Origin of the sequence: Noviherbaspirillum saxi (genome assembly GCF_003591035.1) — a bacterium.
GTDB classification, from domain to species: domain Bacteria; phylum Pseudomonadota; class Gammaproteobacteria; order Burkholderiales; family Burkholderiaceae_D; genus Noviherbaspirillum; species Noviherbaspirillum saxi.
In genome coordinates this window covers 218,448-236,291 of the sequence record NZ_QYUO01000001.1, presented here as the reverse complement: position 1 = coordinate 236,291, position 17,844 = coordinate 218,448, and the positions used below count along the sequence as shown (strand labels likewise).

The following is a 17,844-nucleotide window of genomic DNA, read 5'->3' as shown; positions in this document are numbered from 1 at the left end:
GATGCGCTGCAAGGCGCGAGAAGGAGTCATAGCGAGCTATGGCGACGCCGAGCAACGCTGCAGCGCGCCCGTCAGACGTGAACCAAATCGGGAAATTATTTCGTGCACGTTCCTAAGCAGGCAACCATCTCCTTCTTGCGCCCATGAATCTGCATTCTTTTGTTTCAACATTCGCTCAATTCCTGCGTCGCCGCACGCTGTCTGTTGCGGCCGCATCCGGGCTGGTAATGGTGCTTGCAGCCGCAGGCTGCGGCCAACTGGTAGAAAAGGAGCGTGAACTCACATTCCGTGTCGAACCCGGCACCCCCAGCTGGTACAGCGGCATGCCGGACGGGATCACCGAAGCCAAGCTGCCGGTGCAAGCGAAAGACAAGACCCAGCATCTGCACACCTGGTGGTGGCCGGCAGCCGACCCGGATGCGCCCGCCGTGCTGTACCTGCATGGCGCACGCTGGAATTTGACCGGGCAATTATTCCGGATCGAGCAATTGCATGCTTTCGGCTTTTCGGTGCTTGCAGTCGACTATCGCGGTTTTGGGAAAAGCGATGGCGATCTGCCATCGGAGCATACGGTCTACGAAGATGCCCACATCGCCTGGAAACATTTGACGACTCTGCAGCCCGATCCATCCAAGCGCCTTATCTATGGCCATTCGCTCGGCGGCGCGATTGCAATCGACCTGGCGGCGAATCTTCGGCAGACTGGAAGCAGCGATGCCGTCGGCAAAGCCGCGTTGCCGGCGGCGCATGGCTTGATTGTCGAATCCTCGTTCACCTCGCTGCTCGATATTGCGCGCTCGCTGACTTATCCATGGTTGCCTCTGCAACTGCTGCTATCGCAGAAATTCGATTCGGTGAACAAGATTGCGCGCATCGATTTGCCAGTGCTGATCGTGCACGGCTCGAAGGACCGTTATGTGCCTTCACGCTTCAGCGAAAAATTGTACGAAGCGGCGGCCGGAAAAAAGCGTTTGCTGCTAATCGAAGGCGGCACCCACAACAACAGCATGCGCATCGGCGCCGCAGAATACCGGAAGGCGTTCAAGGAATTGTTTGGATGGGCGCCGAAGCCGGCGTGATTGATACGCAAGCTCATCGCACTAAGCTCGACTGTTCTGAACCTGGCATACACCGGCAAAGCAAGGCACACTTGCAAACGCCGACTATTCTCCAGGAACTCCCACATGGCCGACCTCGCCTCCATTCATCAGCTGCTTATCCGTTTTCGCGACGAGCGCAACTGGCAACAGTTTCATACCTTGAAGGACTTGATCATTTCGCTCAACCTCGAATCGGCGGAATTGCTTGAACTGACGCAATGGAAATCCGATGCAATGCTGGGACAGCTTGCGTCGGATCCGGCGTTTCAGGAAAAACTGGCCGACGAATGCGCGGACGTGCTGTTGTACCTGTTACTTATCGCTGGCGAAGGCGGCATCGATCTGTTGCAGGCCGCCGAAAACAAAATCAAAAAGAATGCCGAGAAATATCCGGTCGCGCAGTCCTATGGTTCTGCAAAAAAGTACACCGAACTCAAACAGCTGAGTCGCAAGCGCGAAGACTGATCGATCGGACGGTCCTACTCTACCCACACGGCATCGGCGATGCCGCACTTCATAAGCCTGCTCCCGCACCGCACAAAGAGAAGTTGCGAACCTGCCTGTTAAACAAGGTCTAAAACTTACCTTCGGTGGTTTTGAAGAATCCCTTCATTTGAAGCAAAGGAGCAAAAATGAAAAAGTTACCTATCGCCATTTTTCTTTCGCTGATCGGCACGGCGACAGCGGCATTTGCCCAGACCACGACGACCACGACAACAACAACCGATCCGGCCAAAGCGGATACCAGCACATCCGGCGCCGGCACATCGACCGGCAGCGGCGCATCCGGCAGCGGCACGTCGGCACCAAAGACTACCACCACGACCACAGTGGAAACTCCGAAGAGCGGCAGCAGTGCATCGGGCTCCTCGGACATGAGCAGCAGCGGCAGCAGCGGCAGCAGCGGATCATCGGGAACCACCAGCAGTCCGAGCAGCAGTAGCAGCAGCACGAGCCCCAGCTCCACTACCAGTAGCGGCGACAGCTCGACTAGTTCGGGCAGTTCTGGAATGAGCGGCAGCTCGGGTAGCTCAGGTACTTCGGGAGGCACCAGCATGTCTACCGACACCAGCTCCGGCACCAGCACTGGAACCGGCAGTTCCAGCCTCAGCGAGCCGCCGATGCCAAGTTACGGCACATCATCGAGCGGCTCGTCGGGGTCAGGCACATCGGCAACCGACAGTAGCACTTCAGGCAGCTCGGGCATGTCGGGAAGCGGAACGTCGGCAACGGGAACGACACCGAGCGATACTTCGAGCAGCAGTTCAAGCACCATGCCTTCGTCCGGTTCGGGATCATCGAGCACATCAACACCTTCCTCCACCCCATCAACAACTCCAGGCACGACACGCTGAATGCAGGCAACTTAGTTGCCTTGGTGCATATGATTTGAAAGGCCGCCGGGTTTTACTGGCGGCTTTTTTGTCTATTCGAAACAAACTGCGTTTCTGCACATCATTAACCGAGATCAAATACCGGCCATGCCAGCAGGGAACGTATACCTCATGCATTGCTCTTAAATAAACGCTTCTTATCAAGCTTTGGAGTGAGCGGGCTTCAGAGCCAAGAGGCTTTAGAACAATCTGCGTCGAGGTGACAAATGAAGAAATCGGTCTCACAAAAGTATGCCGTAGCATCGTATGCCGTAGCATCGGCTTGTGTATTGCTCGCAGCCTGTGGCGGCGGTAGCGAAAGTTCGTCTGCCGTATCGTCCGGTACGAAGCTGGCGCCAGCCATGGTAGTCGGCGGCAAAGCAGTGTTTTCTGGTGCACGCGCCAACTACACGATCGCCAAGAACGCAAACGGATATGCAGTGATAGACAATGCCGGATCGGATGGAACGACCAATCTGGACAACGCTGCGCAACGAATGCAATTTACCGACGTTTCCGTCAACCCGACGGTGGCTGCGCAGGCGCAGGGAATTGCCGCCACCGACCTCAAAAAATTAATCGAACTCTATGTCGCCTTCTTCAACCGCGTGCCGGAATCCGACGGCCTTGTATTCTGGATCGAACGCTTCAAAGCCGGACAAGGCATCGATCAGATCGCCGAGGAATTTTACAATGCGGCAATTCTGTACCCGACATTAACCGGCTATTCGGTCGGCATGAGCGCAGCGGAATTCGTCCGCATCATTTACCGCAACGTGCTGGGACGCAGCGGTGCCACCGCGCCGCCGGAACAAGATGTACAGTTCTGGGCCGACCGCGTCGCCAGCGGCAGCGCCACCAGAGGCACGCTGGTGCGCAGCATGCTGGATTCCGCGCATACCTTCCAGAACGATCCGACGTGGGGCTGGGTGCCATCGCTGTTGAATAACAAGTACACGGTTGGCCACTATTTTGCGGTCGAGCAAGGACTCAGTTACAACACGCCTGAAGTATCGATCGAGCGCACGATGGAAATCGCTGCCGCCGTCACCTCGCAAGACACGGCTAACGCGATCGGCCGCATCCCGGTGGCCGCCGGTTCGCCGCCGGTCGATCCATCCGGTCCGCAAGCCTTGCCACCGTCGTCACCCTCGCCTGCGCCAACGCCGTACTCGGGCCAGGCACCGCTATCGGCAGCGCTGGTCAACGCCCCGGCGGATGGCGCTGGCGTAAGCGGAGCGGTGCGACTGGAAGTGCGCGGTACCGGCATCGAAAACGTCGAGCTGCTTCCACCGAGTGGTTATGCGCCATTGATCGCACGATTCAATGTTTCCGCCGACAAGACCTATGCCTGGATCGACCTGGATACTGCCGGCATGCCTAACGGAACCATGGTGTCGCGCATCGTCGCATTCAGTGCGGCATCGGGCCAGGGCGGCACCGAAACCGTGGTCATGCCCGCGCGGACCTGGACCCTGAATAACGTACCGCAACCGCGCCTGAACGGTCCGATTCCTTCGGCATCTTACCGACCGCAAGTCCTACTGACACTCGACGACCTGCCCTACGTCGATCCACAACCCTTGGTCGCGATGATGCAGCTGGATGAAACCTCGTACCGGCAAATGCTGGCCAACGAAGCGGAACGCGTGCGGCAAACGATGGTGACCTATATTCCGAACCATGTCGCACTGTATCCGGCGCCGATGGGATTCACCGGCCCATGGTATTCCTGCGTGGGTACACCTTCTTACGTTGCCTGCCGCGATTCGATGAATTCCATGATTGCGATAATGAATAGCCGGGTGCGGTAAACGAGAGGAAATAGCGCGGCAGCATATCAGGCGCGTATATGCGCTTGATATGCGTTACGTTTCGCAGTTGACGATCGCGTCACCCGCCATCGCTGATGCATTGGCCTTATCCCTTGGCCGTATGAGCCTGGATCTGTTCGCGCAATTGTGCCGCGCTGAACTGCGTATAGTCCTTGTTGATCTCCAGCTTCACGACGGATTCCAGTTGGGAATCAAGCAAGGGGCGCAACATGCCAAGAAATTGAGGGGACACAACAAGAGAGAGTCGCTGGAAGCGGCGGTTCTGATAAGCCTGCAACAGATAAGCTGCGATGTCCTTGGCAAACAATTCCGCCTCATGCTTGTCGGCTGTCTGGGCTGGTTCGTAAGTCTTGCTCGGCGTGGCTGCCCCGACACCATGCGCACTCTTTGACGCGGCGATCGGGCCTCGTTTATCCGACTCGATTTCTCCCGGCCGCAGGCGCGATCCTCCATTCACCATGTTGTTGACTTCTTCCAGGGGATCCGAAAACTTCTCCTGAGAAAAAAATCTCGCCCGAGTTGCATTCGCTGAAACGATCCAATTTGCGTTCATGTTTTCCTCGTGCATACGTTGCAAAAAACTTCGATGCCGGGACGGCTGCAATCGTTCCGCATTCTGCTGGAAAGTGCAATATTGTTTCTTCGAGTTATTTGTATGCGCACGGCTGGCGCAACTGGTGAGTTCCAGCGGATTGAACAAGGAGGGGGTGGCGGGCAGAGCATCCGGTGTCACTGGCCGCACGGGGCCGAGTGGGATTTGCTAAGCCTTGCCATCCCGGACGTCCGCCTGCTCCGGAAATCGTCAAGACGCAAACCTGTATCGATTCTTCCCGCTAGCTTTTGCCTGGTTTAACGCTTGGTCCGCGCGTTCCAGTAGTTCGCCGGACGATACCCCGTGCTTCGGATAAAAGCTGATTCCGATACTTGTCGATACCTTGATGGATCTGCCTTTGATGCAATAAGGCCTCGATACCGCGTCTACGAGGGTGGTCGCAATTTGTGCCGCTGTATCTGCTCCATACAATTTGGGAACAACAACAATGAATTCATCTCCCCCGATGCGCGCAACCGTATCACTGGCGCGTATGGTCGACTTCAGCCTTTGAGCGACGCACTTAAGTAACTCATCTCCAGCGTCGTGTCCTATCGTGTCATTGACTTTCTTGAATCCGTCGAGGTCCATAAACATGACGGCAAGTGACTGCGCATTGCTGTGCGCGTGGTCGATGTGCGTATCGAGCCGTTCCAGCAAGAGCCTGCGGTTGGGAAGCTCTGTCAAAACATCGTGGTTCGCCAGATGCCGAATTGCGGCTTCCGATTTCGCGGCGTACTGCACGATTTTCCGTACGCGCAGATACTGCCAAATTGCGCCGGCGAACAACATGAATGTAAGGGCAGCGAGAACCCACCACAATTTGTCAAACGCGCCATCGCGAATACGAAGTGCTTTATTCAGGACAGTGTTTTCGTGGCTTTCCATCTCGCTGAGCACATCCTTGATGCGGTCCGTTTCCAATTTGTCCTGCTCGACCGACATCAAAAGCTGCGCAGCTTGTATGCTGCTTGCTTCGCGGGCCTCGACGACAAACTGGAGCGTTCCAAGTTTGGATTCAACAAGCTTTTCAAGACGCGCAGCGTTGCTGCGTTGCGATGAATCGTTTGACACGAGTGCATGGATCAGATCGGTGGTCCAGCGCACTTCTTCCACCGCTGCGAGATAAGGCGTTGCCGATACCTCGCTGCCGACGACATACCCACGTTCGCTTTTCTCCGCATTGGTTAGATTGATTTGCAGCTTGTTCAGGGCGGATGTCACTTCGTGGTTGCGGGCTTTCAATACGGCGGCACGTTTGATATCCGAAATAATGTCAAACACCGACCAACCGATCAGAAGAGCGAGGAAGCTGGCTGCCAATATTCCGGAAATGAGCGTAGTAATGGCCATCCGATTTTGTTGGTTCATCGACATATGCCCTTTTCGACGAGCTTGTCCGGCGCTAACGCCTGCGCTTACGGGGCAAGGTTCTAATTCCATGCTGCCTCTCCTTCTCTCTTGAACATTTCAACTCAGTCGTCAGTACTAGAGCTTGTTATGCACCGTCCGAGGATGGGGACCTCTTCCCAAAAAACCGCATATTCTGTTCCGGCGGCGTGGTCAGAGACCACACCTCCTAGCCGTAGGGGTCCTATGCCTTGCGTTCGACTGGTTCGCCGGGTTGTGCCTCTGCGAAGTTCATAACAAGCTTTATCCGTCGTGGTAAAGACAGCCACCGCAGATTGTTTTGTTACGCTTGAGACGTTGTCGAGAGGAAATAGTTTCTCTCTTTACACATTTTGTTACCAATTGATCATGCAGCTGGTATTCCGGTCTAGGGACAAGTCTGTTTTCATGTCGAAGCGATACGACCTGCATCACTTAAATGTGACTGGGGCGAGGATGCTGAGAAACAATACTTAGCGGGAACCTGCGCGATTCTTACTCCGCGCGAGTTCGCGGTCGAGCGCATTGGCGAAGTTCTGTCGGTCGGCATGGCTAAACACGGCCGGGCCGCCCGTGTCGACACCACTGCCGCGTAGCTCTTCCATGAAAGCCCGCATCGTCAGTTGCTGGGCAATAGTGTCTTTGGTGTACCACTCGCCGCGCGGATTGAGCGGCAAACCGCCCTTTTCCAGTACCAGGGACGCCAAGGGAATGTCGCCGGTCACGACGATGTCGCCGGGGCTGACGCGCTCAACGATTTCCGCGTCGGCCGCATCCGCGCCAGCCGGGACCTGGAGCGCGCGGATGAAGCGCGAGCCCGGCACGCGGATCAACTTGTTGGCAACCAGCGTGACGTTGAGCTGCAGGCGTTCGGCCACCCGAAACAGGATGTCTTTAATGACGGCGGGGCAGGCGTCGGCGTCGACCCAGATATGCATGACAAATTGGATGAGATCAGCAGGATGACGCATTGTAACTGCAAGCTGTCTGGTCGATGCGTAGCACGAACTGCCAGATCGGACGCATCAATTCCTCGTCATACGACAGGCCCATGGAAATCGGGTTATCCGCTACAAGTTCGCGCAGCAGGGTGGAAAATGCTTCAGCATCTGCAGCTCACAGTTCGCGGATGAGGGAGTGGCTGTTCTTTGTCAATGGTATGGTGTTCGTCGATCTGGCGTTTCATCGTGCCATGGAACTATTGACAAACAACATCGATTGGCCCGTAGTGGTGGGTCACGGTTTCCAGCCATCGTAAGCCGTACTAGGATTCAAGAACGGTGGCAGCTTTGCGCCGCCTTCCTGCCACCGGTCGCATCGTTCGAAGCGGCCGGACGCGACCCAAACCAGTGTTAGGTTTCTCCCAGAAGCGGACGCTGCAAAGACGAAGACCACTCCGAGGGCATTGCGACGCCAGCGGTTATCATGTTCGCAGCTTTGTAAATCGGAGGCGGATGTGAAACCATGGAGCAAACTCCAGCGCGAGATCAGCAAGCTTTTTGCCGAGGGGCTGCGTCTGCAGATCCAGTGCCGCGCATACCGCATGGCATCGGCCAGTGGCGGCACCGACCTGCCCCGCTACTGGTGCACGCTGGGCAAAGACGTGATCTGGGATTACCCGCGTGAATTTGGCGGAAACGCCACGTACTACCCTTACGACACGGACGTGTCGTCGATATCGAGTTTATTGCGTGAGTACATCGACACGCCCACCGACCAGTTGCTCAGCTTCGCTTTCGCCGACCGTTGGCAGATCGTGGACATCTTGCTCGCTGCGGACCGGCGTATCGGCAAGCGCCGCCTTCCTGAACTCAAGGCCAGACTCACCCACCCCGGTGCCCTAGCGATAGCGGCAATGCGCTGGGGCCGGGAGTGGGAGGACGCAGTGCCCGCGCTTGAGCCGGCAAGGCCGCCGGTTCCGGAGGCTGCACCGGGGTTGGCCGACGCGCCGATTGCGACCGACAGCAGCCTTCTTCGCGGACTCACCTCGTAGCGCATCGCACGGTGCTGATCCGCCTACGCCGCCGACCTGCTTCGGCCACGGTGCAGACGCTGTGCCGATGATTGCTCATTGGCAAGTCAACGGCACCAAATCAATCACTTCAGGAGCAGTATGCAGCGAAAGGGGATGCCGGCGGCATGCTGTATCATCCTGTTCCTGAAAACGAAAGCCGCGCATGCTCATCATCACCATCAAACAGGGTAAGGAACAAGGCCTGCTTTCCGGCGACCCGTGGATTTATGTCTCCGCCGTCGAAAAGGTCGAGGGCAAGCCCCAGGAGCGCAACAAACCGGGCGCCACAGCGATCGTGCAATCGTCGGCTCGCCAGTTCCTGGCCCGCGCGGCCTATAACGCGAAATCGCAAATCGCCGCCCGCGTCTGGACGTTGCGCGAGGACGAGCCGGTTGACCACGCGATGATCAAGCGGCGCGTACAGGCTGGCGTGCTTCTCCGCGCCGATGCGCTACGTAGCGCCGATCCGCAAGCGCTGGTCCAGCTGATCGATGGCGAAAAGGACGGCTTGCCAGGTCTCCTGGTGCACAGCTATGGCGGCATCGCAGGCTATCTGGTTTGCCAGTTCAATGCCGGTGGCGTCGACCTGTGGAAGGTGCCTGTAGTGCAGGCGCTCCTTAATGCCACGGGCTGCCGCAACGTTTACGAACGCTGCGACCCACTGTTGCGCAGGGGCGAAGGACTGTCCGTGACGCCGCGCGCACTGGCAGGCGACGAACCGCCCCAGCGGCTAATGGTGCGGGAGGGCAGCCGTCTGGTACCGATGGATATTCGCACCGGCTTCACCTACCCGCGCTGAGAGGCGCGCCGAATGGGAAATTCCTGGAACAACGCTCCAAGGCATGCCGGATTTGTATGCTAAAGCTCTACCCAGGACTTGGATGGCTGCCGTTGGCCGGTCAACGTCTCCAGATGCCAGACACCGACCGGCGGCTATGCTTCATATTTCAGTCTGTTCCGCGATCTCCAGCGCATCGTCGACCTCAATTCCCAGATATCGAACGGTACTCTCCAACTTGGTATGACCAAGGAGTAACTGTACCGCCCTCAGGTTCTTCGTGCGCCGATAGATCAGCGTGGCTTTCGTTCTCCGCATCGTGTGGGTACCATAGTCTGTTGATTCCAACCCGATCGATTCAATCCAGTCATCAACGATAGGTGCATACTGGCGTGTCGACAGATGAGGAGAAGCCGATATACGGCTTGGAAACAGGAAGTCGTTACTGGCCAGATGGGCACATTGAATCCAAGCCAGAATCGAGTTGCGTGTCTGCTCGGTGATTTCAAACTGCACAGGCCGCTTCGTCTTCTGTTGCATCACAATGGCTCGCGGAAGTACTCGGTTACCTTGTGTGATGTCGCTGACGCGAATGCTAAGCAGGTCGCAGCCGCGAAGCTTGCTGTCGATTGCCAGATTGAACAATGCCAGATCGCGGGTATGGTGCTCCAATTGTAGGCGGGTGCGTATGGCCCAGATTTCCTTCAACTTCAGGGGTGCTTTTGGGCCGACGAACTTGCCTTTGTTCCATGGCCGAATGGTAGCTGGTTGAGCTTGGTTCGGATTCATGACTGTCTCCTTCGGTGAATGAAAGGAGACTCATTTTGCGCTACCAATTACCGACGTTCTGCGAACCTAAGCCGCCTCTGGACTTTCCCGAAAGCGGACATTTCGCGGGAGCCTGTTTCAATAACGACTCAAGACCTAAATTCTGACAGACATGCGCTGGCTTCATATACGGTGGCTTCGACGATCCTGCTAGCTGGAAGAATCTCTTTGATTCCTTCTACACCCTGGCCTGCGTACTGGACCAAGGCCTCCATGTTGCCAGAGGCACCAACCATTGGAAGAACCACGCTGTACCGCTCGATCGATTTGCCATCTGCACGCGTGGCCACAATCTCGTTCTCGTTCGGACGTGAGCCTGAAGCAGGACAGCCAGCTGCTTCCCATGCCCGGACTGTGCTATTGCGAAGTGCGCGGTGTGGTGCATTTGCCCAGCCAATGTCGAATAAATCAACTAAATAAACGGCTTCACTTTGGCGAGCGGCCAGTAGTGCCGCTTTATATCCGGCGTGTGCCCGGGATTCTTCTGAGGCGACGAACCGAGTACCCATCGCGGCCCCTGACGCCCCCAACATCAATGCAGCGGCTAGACCCCTCCCATCAACGATGCCCCCGGCAGCAAGAACTGGTACTGCACCTGCAATATCTACCACGACGGGGACTAGTGCCATCGTTGTCACGTTTCCGCGAACGTGTCCGCCTGCTTCCCAGCCCTGGGCGATGAGAATATCGGCGCCAGCATCAAGCGCTTGCTTTGCCTCGTCGACGCTCGCAACCGTAACAATTACCTTTGCTCCAGCATCGTGTATTGCAGCAGTATATGGAGTCGGGTCACCCCAAAAAAGATGAACCAAGCTTGCACCGCTTTGCACCGCCGCATTTACATGAGATTGTTGATTGAGGTCAGCGCGGACATTTACGGAAAATGGACGGTAAGTCAGTTGCATCGTTGCCGTAACCATTGAAGAAACGTTTTTCAATGGAAGGAACCAGATTGGCAGTGACCCCAACGCGCCCGCATTGCTAACGCTGGCGGCCAGTTCGGGACCGGCTGCAGTTCCAATCGGAGCTTGCATTATCGGCACTTGAAGGGACAACAGAGCCGTGAAACTAGTGTTCATGATTTCCCCTCCAACGGCGAACTAAGGTTATGACTCATGCTGCAGACCCTAACTTTGTGTAATAAAGCATAGCTACCCACCATACGCAATAGGCAATAGGCAACTATTGGCCGCTGGTCGCCTCTGAACCGCGGCTAGGATTAGACAGCTTATGGCGATGAAGCGGCCGCTGAACTTGCGGCTGCGAACAGGAAGATCCGACCCTGAACGGCCAGTTATGCTTCTCAACAGCGGACCCTCAACGTCTGAGTTGAGCTGCAATTCGTGCCGCAGGCGAGTGGGTCAGAAGGCATGCCCTTACTGCACTGATCGTTACTCGACTTCTTCAAACGCTCCCGTACGCACCTCGCCGCTGCGCACGTAGCGGGTGATTAGCACACCGCCAGGCGTGCTGGTCGAGTGCGCCAGGGTGAAGGCCGACGCTTGTGCGTTGTCGCCGAACAAGCGCTTGCCGCGCCCAAGTATGACGGGGTAAATCAGAAGCCGAAGCTCGTCCACCAGCCCGGCTGCGAGCAGTTGGCGCACCATGTCGCCGCTGCCAAACGTCAATAGATTGGCGCCGTCCTGGTGTTTAAGCGCACGTATTGCGTCGGCAAGGTCGCCCTCCAGCGCATGACTGTTCTGCCAGTCAAGCGTATCGGACCGATGCGTGGCTACGTGCTTGGGTACGCTGCTGAACAGGTCGGCCATGGCGCGGCTGTCTGAATCGGCTGGCACACGCGGCCAATACGCCGCGAATATGTCGTAAGTGCAACGCCCGAGCAGCAACTCGAACGGCTGCGAGAGCAGGTCCTGCAAGTTTTGGCCGATGGCTTCGTCGGTGTACGGCACTATCCAGCCACCGAGGTGGAATTCGCCGCTAGGATCCTCCTTAGGCCTACCGGGGGATTGCATAACCCCATCTAGACTGATGAAAGCCGCAACGATGAGCTTGCCCATACTGTTCTCCAAGTCGGCGGACCCGATCGGTCCACAGATACGACGAGCGATTGGCATGTGTATCAACAACCAGCCTCAACGGCCTGCACATATTAATGCTGGCCGTGCCAAGCCTAACGCATGCAATACCAGGCGCACCTTAGTGAACTTATCTCGCCATGCTGCAGTTCGCCTGCGGTCTCACCGCTTGGCGCTCAGCCCTACCGAAATAGGTTTTTAGTGCAAGCCATTGCGTTACACATGTTGCCATTTTGTGAAGTGGCATGCGCATCGACCTGTACGCCATTGTTATTGTTTCCGCCGAAAGTACTATCGGCATAGGATGAATCGCCATACGCCTTGAAGCCGTACTGCTGATTGTCGCTGATGACACTTTTTTGCAAGAGGATGTCGACGCCGGCAATGCCATCTCCACCGTTGTGTTCAATGACGCTATTGCGGATGAGACCGCCAAACATGACGATGCCGCCGCTTCCATTACCGGAAACCTGCACGCTTTCCACTTGGCTCGAATTTGATTTCAGATATATCCCAACGTTTCCCATCCCGTAGATGCCGCCGTTTTTGACGACAACCTTCTCCCGGCCCAAGGCGTGTATTCCATTGCCTGTTCCGACCAAGGAACAGGATACGGGTGGCTGTGTGCAAGAGCCGGGACCGTGAATCGAAAAGCCGTTCAGGTCGATGGTGACATCATCGGCGTTGATCTCGATGGCGGTAGTGTGGGCGTCGGCCACGACCAAGTTGTCGCTGAGTCGGTAGGTTCCCGGCTCGTTGATGACCATTAAAAATTTGGCCTCTACGTCGGCTCTGAAATCTCCGCCTGCCAGTGCAATGACCGGCATTGTCAATGCTGCACCTGCTACACGTGCCGCAAGCACCTTCCACATTCGGTGGTACATCTGGTTCATTGTGATCAGCGCACCCGCGTGCGCAGGGTGAGTCAACTACTATCAGGATAGCCTTTCGGATTCACGTCACCAAGGTTGTTTCCGGTAACACCTTCGAGCAGGGCACGCATCCGTTCCCAGTGAGCTCCTTCCCAAAATACTCTCCGGCAAACCTTGCAGGTGGAGAACCTGTCATAGCGTGCCAGCACGCCTGCAGGCAGCAGAAGTTTCAAGCGGCTTTTATCTATGCCATGCAAGGGAGCATTGCAGTGAAGGCAGAGGGTGAAAGGACGCATGCTTCCGATGAGGTCGAGGCGGTCCACGATCTCGCGTAGTTGGCTGGAGGGTTTTAAGGCCCGTACGTAGCAGCCATGCGTGATTTCTCGGCGCATGAGGAGGGCGTGATCCCGTGTCAATGCGATGCGATCTTCGTGCGCCGAAATGGCGGCGATTTCCTCATCAGAACATTGCGTTTCATACAGCGTGTCGAACCCGGCCATGCGCAGCAGGCGCGCCAGTCCTCCAAGATGCACATCGGCAACGAATCGCGTTACCCGTAATGGGTGATCGCGCACGCGCAAGAGCGAAGTGATGTCCAGTGACTCGTATTTCGGATAGACCGCCACCCGGTCGCCTTCCTGCAGCAAGCGGTCGAAGCCGACGGATTCGCCATTGACCAACACCAGTTCCACTTCGGTATGCGGCACGCCGAGTGCTTCGATCATGTGCTTGGTCGTGGCCGCCCGAGCGCAGGGACAGACGAATTCGCGTTTGCGCCTGCCGGGGGCGAGGAAGTCGTTCAGTTCCTCATAGAAGCGGAACATAGCCGTGACCATGCTGCCATTATGGCACTTACCGCTGCACGCTTGGCTTGCGGGCTTACCACTTCGTCCCACAACATCCTTCAAGGCCGCATTGTCCAGCATGGCCTCTGCCAGCAATCGCTTGAGCTTGTTGTTCTCGGCTTCCAGTGCCTTCAACCGCTGTGCTTCCGACACCGTCATGCCGCCAAACTTGGCCTTTCAGTTGTAGTACGTCGCATCGCTGATACCATACTTCTGACACAGCACTGCCATCTTCATTCCCGCTTCGGCTTCTTTCAGGACGCCGATCATTTGTGCGTCGGTGAATCGTTTTTTCATGCCTGCCTTGCAGGGGCAGACTCTACATCATCGCCGTACTAAGCTCGGGTAGCAGGTTACCCTCGCATTCACGGCCACTTCGGTGCAAGCGGCTGTGAACATGTTGAACTGCTTGTCGGCAATGACGTTCCTGCTGAAATAGTGGTCGGCGAAATGCCTATTGGCACGCCTTGCTGACAAGCATTCTGCGATCCGACTTACGGCCGACAAGATCCTGGTAATTCCGCAATGATGGAAGGATGGCTGCTGATCTGACTGAGCCGAGTCGTCGCTAATTGATGACGGCTGCTATAGACCGCATTCCCAGCGGTCGCTGACGAACCGTGAACTGGAACATGCGACCCAAAGTAGACTGTCGTCGCAGCCGTTCTATATACTGTGACGTCACATTTGGATGTGAAAATTATGCAATTAAAAGCATTAGAAAAGCAGTTAAGTTTTCTAAGAGAAATCGACCGGCTGAAGACCGTTGTACGGCAGTCACCGCTACTCGACAAAAGTCGGAAAGAAAATTCTGCCGAGCATTCTTGGCACTTAGCGATGTATGCCTTACTACTGAATGAGTATGCCTGCGGACCTGTGAATACACATCGCGTTATACAGATGCTCTTACTGCATGACGTCGTCGAGATAGACGTCGGCGATTTTCCAATCCATAGTGGGTCTTCAAGCGAATTGCAGACTGAACAAGAATCTAGAGCAGCGGCGCGATTGTTTGGCTTATTGCCACAGCAACAAGGCAACGAACTTCTGGCTTTATGGCAGGAATTTGAGCGTGCAGAGACAGAGGACGCGAAGTTTGCGAAGGCGCTAGATCGCTTTCAACCTCTCCTTATAAACGTATTCACCGGTGGAGGAACCTGGACAGAGAACAGTGTTTCACTTGAACAGGTCTTCTCCCGGTATGGTCCCGTCATTAAAACAGGTGCACCGCTGCTATGGACCGTGTGTGAGCAGTGGGTAACTCAACACTTTGCGGGGCAAGCGTCAGGAACGTCGAAGCAAGCTAATTGAGCACAAGGACAGGGCATTATGAATGACTCGTTGTGCGTACTTTGGTGCGGGAAGATGTACTTGTAGCGACTGGACCTGTGCCCAAGGGACTGTCCGCTTTGGCCGACTGCAGAAGCCCAAGCGTTCTTCACTGACCGGTATGTGTCTGGAAGCAGTCTCCCACCCAATCGGGCGGTCTCGCCGGCACAACAAAAAAGGCCAGCAGTTCAATGCTAGCCTTTTCTCCTACCAGTCTTCTATCTGACTTGGTAGCTTAGGTAGGATTTTTTCATTAAGTTCGAAAATTTGTTTTCACCGGAGTGAGACAATTTTCATCTTCTCTGAGAACCTACAAGCCAAAAAATCAAACGTCAATATTCCCCGCCTGCAGCGCATTCAATTCAATAAATGCCCGACGCGGCTCCACATCATCACCCATCAAGGTCGTAAAGATCTGGTCCGCGGCAATCGCGTCTTCAATCTGCACTCTCAGCAAACGCCGCACGGTCGGATCCATCGTCGTTTCCCACAACTGTGCGGGATTCATTTCGCCCAAACCTTTGTAGCGCTGCTTGGACACGCCGCGTTCTGCTTCGTCGCGCAGCCAGCTCATCGCTTCGTGGAAGTTGCGGATCGCGATTTCCTTTGCCTTGTCGCCCTGACCACGACGGACCATGGCGCCGGGGCCGATCAGGCCTTTGAAGGTGGCGGCGGCGGCCGACAAGACCTGATAGTCGGGGCCATGGACGAAGTCGGCGTCGATGGTGCTGATCTTGAAGTTGCCGAAGTGGCGACGCTGGATGCGCAGCATGTGCTTGTCCGACAGTTCGTCGGATTTCACGATCACTTCGACGGCCGGGTCATTGATGGCCTTGCCAAGTGCTACGGCCGAGGCTTCGGCATGGTCGGCGTTGTCGAGATTGAGCGTGACGCCGGTCATGATGGCCGACAGCGCCGCATCGTCGATCGCACGCGACAGGCGCATGATGATGGCATTGGCCGTGTTGTACTGACGGACCAGTTCGGCCAGGGCGTCGCCGACGATCGGCTGGGCATTGTCGGTGGGGATCAGCGCCGCATCGTTGAGCGCGATCTGCATCATGTAGCTGGCTTCTTCGACGTCATCCTTCAGGTAGCGTTCGTCGCGTCCATGCTTGACCTTGTACAGCGGCGGCTGGGCAATATAGACATGACCGCGTTCAACCAGCTGCGGCATCTGGCGATACAGCAGGGTCAGCAACAGCGTGCGGATGTGGGCGCCGTCGACGTCCGCGTCGGTCATGATGATGATGCGGTGGTAGCGCAGCTTTTCAACGTTGAACTCGTCCGGTCCGATGCTGGTGCCTAGCGTGGCGATCAGCGTGGTGATCTGCTCGGAGGACAGCATCTTTTCGAAGCGGGCTTTTTCGACGTTGAGCACCTTGCCGCGCAGCGGCAGGATCGCCTGGAATTTGCGGTCGCGTCCTTGCTTGGCCGAGCCGCCTGCGGAGTCACCCTCGACGATGTAGAGTTCACACAGCGCCGGATCTTTTTCCTGGCAGTCGGCCAGTTTGGCGGACAGGCCGAGGCCGTCCATCACGCCTTTGCGGCGGGTCAGTTCGCGCGCCTTGCGTGCGGCTTCGCGGGCACGCGCGGCTTCGACGATCTTGCCGCAAATGATCTTGGCGTCGTTGGGCTTTTCCATCAGGTAGTCGGTCAGCGTCTTGGCGACGATCTCTTCCACCGGGCCGCGCACTTCGCTTGATACCAGCTTGTCCTTGGTTTGCGAGCTGAACTTTGGCTCAGGTACCTTGACCGACAAGACGCAGGTCAAGCCTTCGCGCATGTCATCGCCGGAGATCTCGACCTTGGCTTTCTTGGCGAAGTCGTTTTCGTCGATGTACTTGTTGATGACGCGGGTCATCGCAGCGCGCAGGCCGGTCAGGTGAGTGCCGCCGTCGCGCTGGGGAATGTTGTTGGTAAAGCAGAGCACCTGTTCGTTGTAGGCATCATTCCATTGCATCGAGACGTCGACGCTGATGTTGGTAGCGTGCTCGGACATCTTTTCGCCGGTCGCCTGAAACACGGTCGGGTGCAGCACACTCTTGTTCTTGTTGATGTATTCGACGAAGCCGCGAGTGCCGCCTTCGAATGCGAAGTCTTCTTCCTTGCCGGTGCGCTGGTCGGTCAGCTTGATATGCACGCCATTGTTGAGGAAAGAAAGTTCGCGGATACGCTTGGCGAGGATGTCGTAATGGAACTCAACATGCGTGAAAATATCTTCATCAGCCCAGAAGTGGACTTCGGTGCCGCGCTTGTCGGTTTCGCCGATGACCTTGATCGGGGAAGTCGGCACGCCATCGACCGATTCCAGTTCGCGGTTTTGCACGATGCCTCGGGCGAATTCCATCGCGTGCACCTTGCCGTCGCGGCGAATCGTCAGCTTCAGGAGCTTGGACAGCGCGTTGACGCAAGAGACGCCGACGCCGTGCAGACCGCCGGAGACCTTGTACGAGTTCTGGTCGAACTTGCCGCCGGCGTGCAGTTCGGTCATTACGATTTCTGCCGCGCTGCGCTTGGGATCGTGCTTGTCATCCCACTTGATACCGGTGGGGATACCCCGGCCGTTATCGGTAATCGAAATTGAATTGTCGGAGTGAATGGTGACGTGGATTTCCGAGCAATGGCCGGCCAATGCTTCGTCGATCGAGTTGTCGAGCACTTCGAAAACCAGGTGATGCAGACCCGTGCCGTCGGAAGTGTCACCGATGTACATGCCAGGACGCTTGCGCACTGCTTCGAGACCTTCGAGGATCTGGATCGAGGAGGCGCCGTACTGGCTTTGCTGCGGTTGCGGAGTTTCTTGAGGAATCGCGGACATGGCTGCTTTCTGATGATTCGGGTGACGACTAA

18 protein-coding genes and 2 pseudogenes are annotated in these 17,844 nt (G+C 56.4%); 8 read left to right on the top strand and 12 right to left on the bottom strand.

What is annotated here, in order from left to right:
• Positions 1 to 143 precede the first annotated feature (143 nt).
• Entirely contained in the window at positions 144 to 1,079 is a 936-nt protein-coding gene (locus D3871_RS01245) for an alpha/beta hydrolase (protein ID WP_199724710.1), read from the top strand.
• A gap of 105 nt (positions 1,080 to 1,184) precedes the next feature.
• Positions 1,185 to 1,565, top strand: a complete 381-nt coding sequence (locus tag D3871_RS01240) for a nucleotide pyrophosphohydrolase (RefSeq protein ID WP_119767258.1) — start codon at positions 1,185 to 1,187, stop codon at positions 1,563 to 1,565.
• A 109-nt stretch (positions 1,566 to 1,674) separates the two neighbouring features.
• On the opposite strand, the gene D3871_RS01235 is transcribed toward D3871_RS01240, so the two are convergent.
• Both D3871_RS01235 and D3871_RS01230 read right to left on the bottom strand, forming a co-directional pair.
• Positions 1,675 to 2,187: a hypothetical protein gene (locus tag D3871_RS01235; protein ID WP_119767257.1), complete on the bottom strand. Its 513-nt coding sequence runs from the start codon at positions 2,185 to 2,187 to the stop codon at positions 1,675 to 1,677.
• Between the two features lie 42 nt (positions 2,188 to 2,229).
• On the bottom strand, positions 2,230 to 2,445 hold the full coding sequence (locus tag D3871_RS01230) for a hypothetical protein (protein ID WP_147376730.1): 216 nt from the start codon (positions 2,443 to 2,445) through the stop codon (positions 2,230 to 2,232).
• A gap of 255 nt (positions 2,446 to 2,700) precedes the next feature.
• On the opposite strand from D3871_RS01230, the gene D3871_RS01225 reads away from it, so the two are divergent.
• The gene (locus tag D3871_RS01225) at positions 2,701 to 4,287 is read left to right on the top strand and encodes a DUF4214 domain-containing protein (RefSeq protein ID WP_119767255.1); all 1,587 of its coding nucleotides are present in this window, start codon (positions 2,701 to 2,703) and stop codon (positions 4,285 to 4,287) included.
• Positions 4,288 to 4,393: 106 nt separating this feature from the next.
• Here D3871_RS01225 and D3871_RS01220 read toward each other — a convergent pair whose 3' ends face one another.
• The 3 genes from D3871_RS01220 to D3871_RS01210 form a co-directional block, all read right to left on the bottom strand.
• The gene (locus D3871_RS01220) at positions 4,394 to 5,008 is read right to left on the bottom strand and encodes a host attachment protein (protein WP_233575474.1); all 615 of its coding nucleotides are present in this window, start codon (positions 5,006 to 5,008) and stop codon (positions 4,394 to 4,396) included.
• Between the two features lie 102 nt (positions 5,009 to 5,110).
• Positions 5,111 to 6,343 carry a diguanylate cyclase domain-containing protein gene (locus D3871_RS01215; RefSeq protein ID WP_119767254.1) on the bottom strand — a complete coding sequence of 411 codons (1,233 nt, stop codon included), beginning with the start codon at positions 6,341 to 6,343 and terminating at the stop codon, positions 5,111 to 5,113.
• 419 nt (positions 6,344 to 6,762) lie between these two features.
• Positions 6,763 to 7,227: a YaiI/YqxD family protein gene (locus tag D3871_RS01210; RefSeq protein WP_119769804.1), complete on the bottom strand. Its 465-nt coding sequence runs from the start codon at positions 7,225 to 7,227 to the stop codon at positions 6,763 to 6,765.
• Positions 7,228 to 7,340: 113 nt separating this feature from the next.
• Here D3871_RS01210 and D3871_RS29695 point away from each other — a divergent pair, with 113 nt between their 5' ends.
• The 3 genes from D3871_RS29695 to D3871_RS01200 all read left to right on the top strand — a co-directional run bounded on the left by D3871_RS29695 (position 7,341) and on the right by D3871_RS01200 (position 9,102).
• Positions 7,341 to 7,547, top strand: coding sequence for a hypothetical protein (locus tag D3871_RS29695; protein WP_147376729.1), 207 nt, complete (start codon positions 7,341 to 7,343; stop codon positions 7,545 to 7,547).
• Between the two features lie 198 nt (positions 7,548 to 7,745).
• The gene (locus D3871_RS01205; RefSeq protein ID WP_199724709.1) at positions 7,746 to 8,282 is read left to right on the top strand and encodes a hypothetical protein; all 537 of its coding nucleotides are present in this window, start codon (positions 7,746 to 7,748) and stop codon (positions 8,280 to 8,282) included.
• 184 nt (positions 8,283 to 8,466) lie between these two features.
• Positions 8,467 to 9,102, top strand: a complete 636-nt coding sequence (locus D3871_RS01200) for a class I SAM-dependent rRNA methyltransferase (protein WP_119767253.1) — start codon at positions 8,467 to 8,469, stop codon at positions 9,100 to 9,102.
• A 141-nt stretch (positions 9,103 to 9,243) separates the two neighbouring features.
• Here the strand turns inward: D3871_RS01200 and D3871_RS01195 are convergent, their stop codons facing one another.
• The 6 genes and pseudogenes from D3871_RS01195 to D3871_RS30675 all read right to left on the bottom strand — a co-directional run.
• Complete coding sequence (locus D3871_RS01195) at positions 9,244 to 9,870, bottom strand: tyrosine-type recombinase/integrase (protein ID WP_119767252.1); 627 nt, start codon at positions 9,868 to 9,870, stop codon at positions 9,244 to 9,246.
• Positions 9,871 to 9,998: 128 nt separating this feature from the next.
• Positions 9,999 to 10,988, bottom strand: coding sequence for an NAD(P)H-dependent flavin oxidoreductase (locus tag D3871_RS01190; RefSeq protein ID WP_119767251.1), 990 nt, complete (start codon positions 10,986 to 10,988; stop codon positions 9,999 to 10,001).
• A 312-nt stretch (positions 10,989 to 11,300) separates the two neighbouring features.
• On the bottom strand, positions 11,301 to 11,927 hold the full coding sequence (locus tag D3871_RS01185; RefSeq protein WP_119767250.1) for a dihydrofolate reductase family protein: 627 nt from the start codon (positions 11,925 to 11,927) through the stop codon (positions 11,301 to 11,303).
• A gap of 200 nt (positions 11,928 to 12,127) precedes the next feature.
• A complete protein-coding gene (locus D3871_RS01180) occupies positions 12,128 to 12,838 on the bottom strand; it encodes a right-handed parallel beta-helix repeat-containing protein (RefSeq protein WP_119767249.1) in 711 nt (236 codons plus the stop codon).
• Between the two features lie 32 nt (positions 12,839 to 12,870).
• On the bottom strand, positions 12,871 to 13,653 hold the full coding sequence (locus D3871_RS01175) for a Mut7-C RNAse domain-containing protein (RefSeq protein WP_119769803.1): 783 nt from the start codon (positions 13,651 to 13,653) through the stop codon (positions 12,871 to 12,873).
• A 2-nt stretch (positions 13,654 to 13,655) separates the two neighbouring features.
• Positions 13,656 to 13,959: pseudogene (locus D3871_RS30675) on the bottom strand (transposase); the annotation flags it as partial.
• A gap of 55 nt (positions 13,960 to 14,014) precedes the next feature.
• On the opposite strand from D3871_RS30675, the pseudogene D3871_RS31505 reads away from it, so the two are divergent.
• Positions 14,015 to 14,101 (top strand): annotated as a pseudogene (locus D3871_RS31505) (M55 family metallopeptidase); the annotation flags it as partial.
• Positions 14,102 to 14,364: 263 nt separating this feature from the next.
• A complete protein-coding gene (locus D3871_RS01160) occupies positions 14,365 to 14,973 on the top strand; it encodes an HD domain-containing protein (RefSeq protein ID WP_119767247.1) in 609 nt (202 codons plus the stop codon).
• 343 nt (positions 14,974 to 15,316) lie between these two features.
• Here the strand turns inward: D3871_RS01160 and gyrB are convergent, their stop codons facing one another.
• Complete coding sequence (gene gyrB / locus D3871_RS01155; protein ID WP_119767246.1) at positions 15,317 to 17,812, bottom strand: DNA topoisomerase (ATP-hydrolyzing) subunit B; 2,496 nt, start codon at positions 17,810 to 17,812, stop codon at positions 15,317 to 15,319.
• Between the last annotated feature and the right edge of the window lie 32 nt (positions 17,813 to 17,844).